Here is a 5,852-nt window from a genome sequence, read left to right on the forward strand (position 1 = left end):
CCGGCGGCGGCTCCACAACCCCCCGGGCCCCGGGGGCTCCCCGGGGGGGCGCCGGGCCCCGGTCCGAGGACCGCGGCCGACCGCCCGCCGCTCCGTTCTGTTCCGTGCCGCACCGTGCCGCGCCGTTCCCGCACCGGCTCAGTGGACGTCGGTGACCACGACGTCCAGCTGCCACGGCTTGCGGGCGCTGCCCGCCGCCGCGACCTCGACCCGGTGGCCCAGGTCCGCCAGCGCGTCGACCAGTTCGCCGGGCGTCTTCGGCTCCGCGCCCGCCACCAGCAGGTCGCGCACCAGGCGGCCCTTGGTGGCCTTGTTGAAGTGGCTGACCACGGTGCGCTTGAGCACCCCGCCCACCTCGCGCTCCTGCAACACCCGGACGGTCGCCGTCCGCGCGGCCACCTCGCCGGCCGGCTTCCAGGCCGCCGCGTACGCGGAGCTGCGCAGGTCCAGCACAAGGCCGTCGGCGACCTCCGGCAGCGCGGCGGCCGTCGCGGCGCGCCAGTACGCGCCGAGCGCCCCGAGCCCGGGGAGCTTGACGCCCATCGAGCAGCGGTAGGGCGGGATCCGGTCGGTGATCCGCACCGCGCCCCAGAGGCCGGAGAACACCAGCAGCGCCTGCTCGGCCCGGGCGGTGGCCGGTTCGTCGAGGGTGGCCAGGCCGAGGTTGTCGAAGAGGACGCCGGTGTACACCTGGCCGGCGGGCAGGGCGCCCGCGGTGCGGAGCCCGGCGTTGCGGGCGATCTCGCCGCGCAGGCCGGGGGTCAGGCCGAGCACCTCGGCGGCGGTGTCCTCGTCGCCCCGGCAGAGCGCGACCAGGGTGTCGAGTACCGCCGCGCGGGCCGGCCCGAGCGCGGGCAGGGACAGGGTGCCGAGCTCCACCGGCACCCCGTCCCCGGACGCGGCCTTGCCCTCCGAGGGCGGCAACAGCACCAGCACAGCGGACTCCTCAACATTTTGTGGCGAGTGACCCCGCCACCCTACGCGGTCGAGGAGTCCGCCGGTCGGGCCGCCGTCGTGCGGTGGGCAGGAGCGGGGCCTACCTGCCGCCGGCGGCCACCGCCGCGGCGCCGGCCCCGAGGGCCAGGCAGAGCGGCGAGTAGTAGCGGCTGTCCATCCGCCGGAAGCGGTCCGACCGCGCCAGCAGGCCACGGCCGAACAGCACCGGACCGGCGGCTCCGCGCGCCAGCAGCGCCCCGGCGGCCAGACCGGCGCCGGTGGCCCGCAGCCAGGCCGGTCCGGCGGCCGGCAGGACCCCGGCCCGGGCGCCCACCAGGTACGCCGACGTGCCCAGCGCCCCGGCCACCGCGAGGCAGAGGGTGGCGGGCGGTACGCCGTCGCCCGTGCCGACCACGGTGTCCGCGAAGTCCTTGGGCGACTTCAGCGGCCACGGCGTCACCGTCCAGAGCGCGTGCAGGGCGGACGTCCCTGCCAGCGCTGCCGCGACCGCTCCGCCTGTGACCCGTACTGCGCTCATCGCGCAACCCCCTGTTCATCACCATGAACCGACCGGTACACCTGCATCGGCGGGCCCGGCGGGCCCGCCGCACGGACACCATACGATGCCTCAACTCGCTTGCGGTGCACGGCGGCTCGTGTCGTCCGCCGACCGGCCGAATCGCTCGAACGGAGGATTGCGCGCCGGTTCCCGGCGCCCTGCCGGGGGCCGCCCCGGACCTGCCCGGACCACCGCGGACGGCCCCGCACGACCCCGGACCGCCCCCGACGCGCCGCCGACACGCCCGCCGCGCCGAACCCCCGACGCACCGCCGACACGCCCGCCGCGCCGAACTGCCCCCGGCGGCCCGCCCGCCTACGCTGCCCCCATGCCTCGCCGAAAGCTCCGCATCAGGGCCGCCGACCCCTCGGTGATCGACGCCGAACTGGCCGCCCTCCGCACCCGGCTGGAGATCCGCACCCAGTGGCCCGCCGAGGTCCTCGCCGAGGCCGAGGACGCGGTGCGCTCGCCCCGGCTGCCGGAGTACGACGCGACCGGGCTGCCGCTGTTCACCGTCGACCCGCCCGGCTCGCGCGACCTCGACCAGGCGATGCACCTGGCCCACCGGCCCGGCGGCGGCTACCGGGTGCACTACGCCATCGCCGACGTCGCCGCCTTCGTCCGCCCGGGCGGCGCGATCGACGCGGAGGCCCGCCGCCGGGTCCAGACGCTCTACTTCCCCGACCGGCGCATCCCGCTGCACCCCGCCCGGCTCTCCGAGGACGCCGCCAGCCTGCTGCCCGGCGAGACCCGGCCCGCCCTGCTCTGGCAGCTCGACCTCGCCCCGGACGGCGCGGTGGTGCTCGCCGACCTGCGCCGCGCGCTGGTCCGCTCGCACCGCCGCCTCGACTACGAGGCCGTCCAGCGGGCGGTGGACGGCGGCGGCGCGGACGAGCAGCCGGCCCTGCTCGCCACCGTCGGCCGGCTGCGCGAGGAGCAGGAGCGGGCCCGCGGCGGGACCAGCCTGCCGGTCCCCGAGCAGGAGATCGCGGACGGCCCGCACGGCTACTCCCTCGGCTTCCGCGCCCCGGCCCCCGCCGAGGGCTGGAACGCCCAGATCTCGCTGCTCACCGGCATGGCCGCGGCCGAACTGATGCTGGACGCCGGCCTCGGCCTGCTGCGCACCCTGCCCGCCGCGCCCGCCGAGGCGTACGAGCGGCTGCGCCGGGTGGCGGGCGCCCTGGACATCGCCTGGCCGGCCGGGCTGCCGTACCCGGAGCTGATCCGCTCGCTCGACCCGGACGAGCCGCTGCACGCCGCCTTCCTGAACGAGTGCACCGGACTGCTGCGCGGCGCCGGCTACCGGGCCTTCGACGCGGCCCGGGACCGCCCCGCCCCGGACGACCCGGGCCACGCCGCGCTCGCCGCCCCGTACGCGCACTGCACCGCCCCGCTGCGCCGGCTCGCGGACCGCTTCGCGCTGGAGGTCTGCGCGGCGGTCGCGGCCGGGGAGGAGGCACCGGAGTGGGCCCGGACGGCCCTGCCGGGGCTGCCCGCCCTGATGGCGGCCGGGGACCGCCGCTCGGGCGAGGTGGAGCGGGCCTGCGTCGACCTGGTGGAGGCGGAGCTGCTGCGCGGCCGGGAGGGCGAGGAGTTCACCGCGGTAGTGGTGGACGTGGACGGGAGGCGCCCGGCCTCCGGGACCGTCCAACTGCGCGAGCCCGCCGTCCGGGCCCGCTGCGACGGGGCGCCGGGGGAGGCGGCCGGGCGCCCGCTGCCGCTCGGCGGGCGGGTCCGGGTCCGGCTCGCGCAGGCCGACCCCGCCACCCGTACGGTCCGCTTCGCACCCGTCTGAACGCCTCCCGGTGGGAGGATCGGACCGTGCCCGACCAGAAACCCGTGGACGACCCGAGCGCGGCCGCCGATCGGCGCCGCCGCCAACTGGTGCTCGCCATCTGCTGCCTGAGCCTGTTCATCGTCGGTCTCGACAACACCGTGGTGAACATCGCGCTCCCGGCGATCCAGAAGGACCTCGACGCCCCCGCGTCCGGCCTCCAGTGGATCATCGACGCCTACACCCTGGTGCTGGCCTCGCTGCTGATGCTGTTCGGCTCGGTCGCGGACCGCTTCGGCCGCAAACGGGTGTTCCAGCTCGGCCTGCTGCTGTTCGTGCTGGGCTCGCTGCTGTGCAGCCTGGCGCCGAGCCTGGAGTGGCTGGTGGCGTTCCGGGCGCTGCAGGCGGTCGGCGGCTCGATGCTCAACCCGGTGGCGATGTCGATCATCACCAACACCTTCACCGAACCGCGCGAGCGGGCCCGGGCGATCGGCGTCTGGGGCGGGGTGGTCGGCATCTCGATGGCGCTCGGCCCGCTGGTCGGCGGCTTCCTGGTGGAGTGGTCCGGCTGGCCCGCGATCTTCCTGATCAACGTTCCGGTCGGCCTGGTCGCGTGCCTGCTGACCGCCCGTTACGTACCCGAGTCGCGGGCGCCCCGGCCCCGCCGACTGGACCCGGTGGGCCAGCTGCTGATGGTGGTGCTGCTCGGCTGCGGCACCGCCGCGATCATCGAGGGCCCCGAGCACGGCTGGACCTCCCCGCTGATCCTGGGCCTCGCCGCGGCCGCCCTGCTGGCCCTGGCGGCCTTCCCGCTCTGGGAGCGCCGGCTGGCCGAACCGCTGGTCGACCCGCGCTTCTTCCGCAGCGTGCCGTTCACCGGGGCGACCGTGACCGCGGTCTGCGCCTTCGCCGCACTGGGCGGCTTCCTCTTCCTCAACACCCTCTACCTGCAGGACGTCCGGGGGTACGACCCGGTGCAGGCGGGCCTGTGGACGCTGCCGATGGCCGGGATGATGCTGCTCTGCGCGCCGGTGTCCGGCCGGATCGTCGGCAGCCGGGGCCCGCGCCTGCCGCTGGTCGCGGCCGGACTCGGGCTCGCCGCCAGCGGGGTGCTGCTCACCCGGCTCACGGCGGACTCGCCGGCCGGCCTGCTGCTGGTGGCGTACGGGCTGTTCGGCTTCGGCTTCGGCACGGTGAACGCGCCGATCACCAACGCCGCGGTCTCCGGCATGCCGCGCGCCCAGGCCGGCGTCGCCGCGGCCGTCGCCTCGACCAGTCGGCAGGTCGGCCAGTCGCTGGGCGTCGCGGTGATCGGCACCGTGGTCACGGCGGCGGTGGTCGGACCGATGGCGACCGGCTTCGCCCCGGCGAGCCGGGCGGGCTGGTGGATCGTGGCCGGGCTGGGCGCCGCGATCACCGTGCTCGGCCTGGTGACCACCACCGGCCGGGCGGTCCGCAGCGCCGACCGGGTCGCCGCCTGCTTCGGCGCAGGACCGCCGCCGCCCCGGACCGCGGTTCGGGAAGCCCCGCCCGAGCGGCTACCATGACCACTACGGCGGACGAGCCGGCCGGGCGGTCGCGACGGGTCCACGGACCCGCCGAGGAACGTCCGGGCTCCACAGAGCAGGGTGGTGGGTAACGCCCACCCGGGGTGACCCGCGGGACAGTGCCACAGAAAACAGACCGCCCCCCGCCTCGGCGGAGGGTAAGGGTGAAACGGTGGTGTAAGAGACCACCAGCGGCCGAGGTGACTCGGCCGGCTCGGTAAACCCCACTCGGAGCAAGGTCAAGATCGGTGCCTCCGGGCGCCGTGCGCGGGTGTTCGAGGGCTGCTCGCCCGAGCCCGCGGGTAGACCGCACGAGGCTGTCGGCAACGGCAGCCCTAGATGGATGGCCGCCTCCCCGGGCCGCGCGAGCAACCCGGGAGACAGAACCCGGCGTACAGGCCGCCTCGTCCGCCGCCCCAGGGCCCCCGACCTGCACCTCCGTGCGGAACGGGGGCCTTCGTCATGCGCCCCGCGCGGACGGCCGACACGGGGAAGATCACCGAACCCGCGACAGGCCGCTCACGGGCCGTCAGACTGGCTCCCATGTGCTTCCACACGACCGTTCGACCGGCCCCCGGTGCCGCCGACCCCGTCGGCGCGCCGAGCGGTGCGGTGACGGGCCGATCCGTCCAGGAGGGCGACCCGCGATGAGCCTGCCCGCACCCGCCGCCTGCCCGATCCACGGGGTCCCCGACAACTGCGCGGACCTCATGCGCCGACTCGCCGAACCGGAGCAGCAGCCGCGCACCGTCGTGGTCCGCCCGGTGTCGGGGGTGCCCGCCCAGCCGGGCGCCGTCCCGCCGGACCCGAGGGTGGCGCAGGCCCGCGAGGCCAACCGCGCCTCGCTGCGCTCCGCCGCCTGGGTGGTCGGCGGGGTGCTGGCCCTGATCGTCGCGCTGACCCTGGTGAAGCTGCTGGGCTGGATCAACCTGAGCATCCCGGGCGGCGGCGGTGGCCCGCAGCCCGGCGCGACCGCGACGGTCACCGTCACCTCCCGCTGACCGGGCCCCGCCGTGGTGCGGGGGCGGCCCCGCCG

The 5,852-nt window shown here is 76.8% G+C and carries 5 protein-coding genes and 1 other RNA gene; 4 read left to right on the forward strand and 2 right to left on the reverse strand.

Annotation, left to right across the window (positions count from 1 at the left end; translation table 11 throughout):
* Positions 1–138 precede the first annotated feature (138 nt).
* Positions 139–936, reverse strand: a complete 798-nt coding sequence (yaaA, locus tag ACWGB8_RS37490) for a peroxide stress protein YaaA (protein ID WP_452218140.1) — start codon at positions 934–936, stop codon at positions 139–141.
* Positions 937–1,036: 100 nt separating this feature from the next.
* Positions 1,037–1,474, reverse strand: a complete 438-nt coding sequence (locus ACWGB8_RS37495) for a DUF3995 domain-containing protein (protein WP_452218141.1) — start codon at positions 1,472–1,474, stop codon at positions 1,037–1,039.
* Between the two features lie 349 nt (positions 1,475–1,823).
* On the opposite strand from ACWGB8_RS37495, the gene ACWGB8_RS37500 reads away from it, so the two are divergent.
* The 4 genes from ACWGB8_RS37500 (at position 1,824) to ACWGB8_RS37515 (ending at position 5,817) form a co-directional block, all read left to right on the forward strand.
* On the forward strand, positions 1,824–3,290 hold the full coding sequence (locus ACWGB8_RS37500; RefSeq protein WP_452218142.1) for an RNB domain-containing ribonuclease: 1,467 nt from the start codon (positions 1,824–1,826) through the stop codon (positions 3,288–3,290).
* Between the two features lie 26 nt (positions 3,291–3,316).
* Positions 3,317–4,816 carry an MFS transporter gene (locus ACWGB8_RS37505; protein ID WP_452218143.1) on the forward strand — a complete coding sequence of 500 codons (1,500 nt, stop codon included), beginning with the start codon at positions 3,317–3,319 and terminating at the stop codon, positions 4,814–4,816.
* Between the two features lie 13 nt (positions 4,817–4,829).
* Positions 4,830–5,227, forward strand: an RNA gene (gene rnpB / locus ACWGB8_RS37510) — RNase P RNA component class A.
* 236 nt (positions 5,228–5,463) lie between these two features.
* Positions 5,464–5,817: a hypothetical protein gene (locus ACWGB8_RS37515; RefSeq protein WP_452218144.1), complete on the forward strand. Its 354-nt coding sequence runs from the start codon at positions 5,464–5,466 to the stop codon at positions 5,815–5,817.
* The last annotated feature ends 35 nt before the right edge of the window (positions 5,818–5,852 follow it).

The sequence above is a fragment of the Kitasatospora sp. NPDC054939 genome (assembly GCF_053610105.1).

Excerpts from the sequence above, each read along its gene's own strand:
- ACWGB8_RS37500 (WP_452218142.1), top strand. The coding sequence starts at position 1,824 with ATGCCTCGCCGAAAGCTCCGCATCAGGGCCGCCGACCCCTCGGTGATC.
- ACWGB8_RS37515 (WP_452218144.1), top strand. The coding sequence starts at position 5,464 with ATGAGCCTGCCCGCACCCGCCGCCTGCCCGATCCACGGGGTCCCCGAC.
- ACWGB8_RS37495 (WP_452218141.1), bottom strand. The coding sequence starts at position 1,474 with ATGAGCGCAGTACGGGTCACAGGCGGAGCGGTCGCGGCAGCGCTGGCA.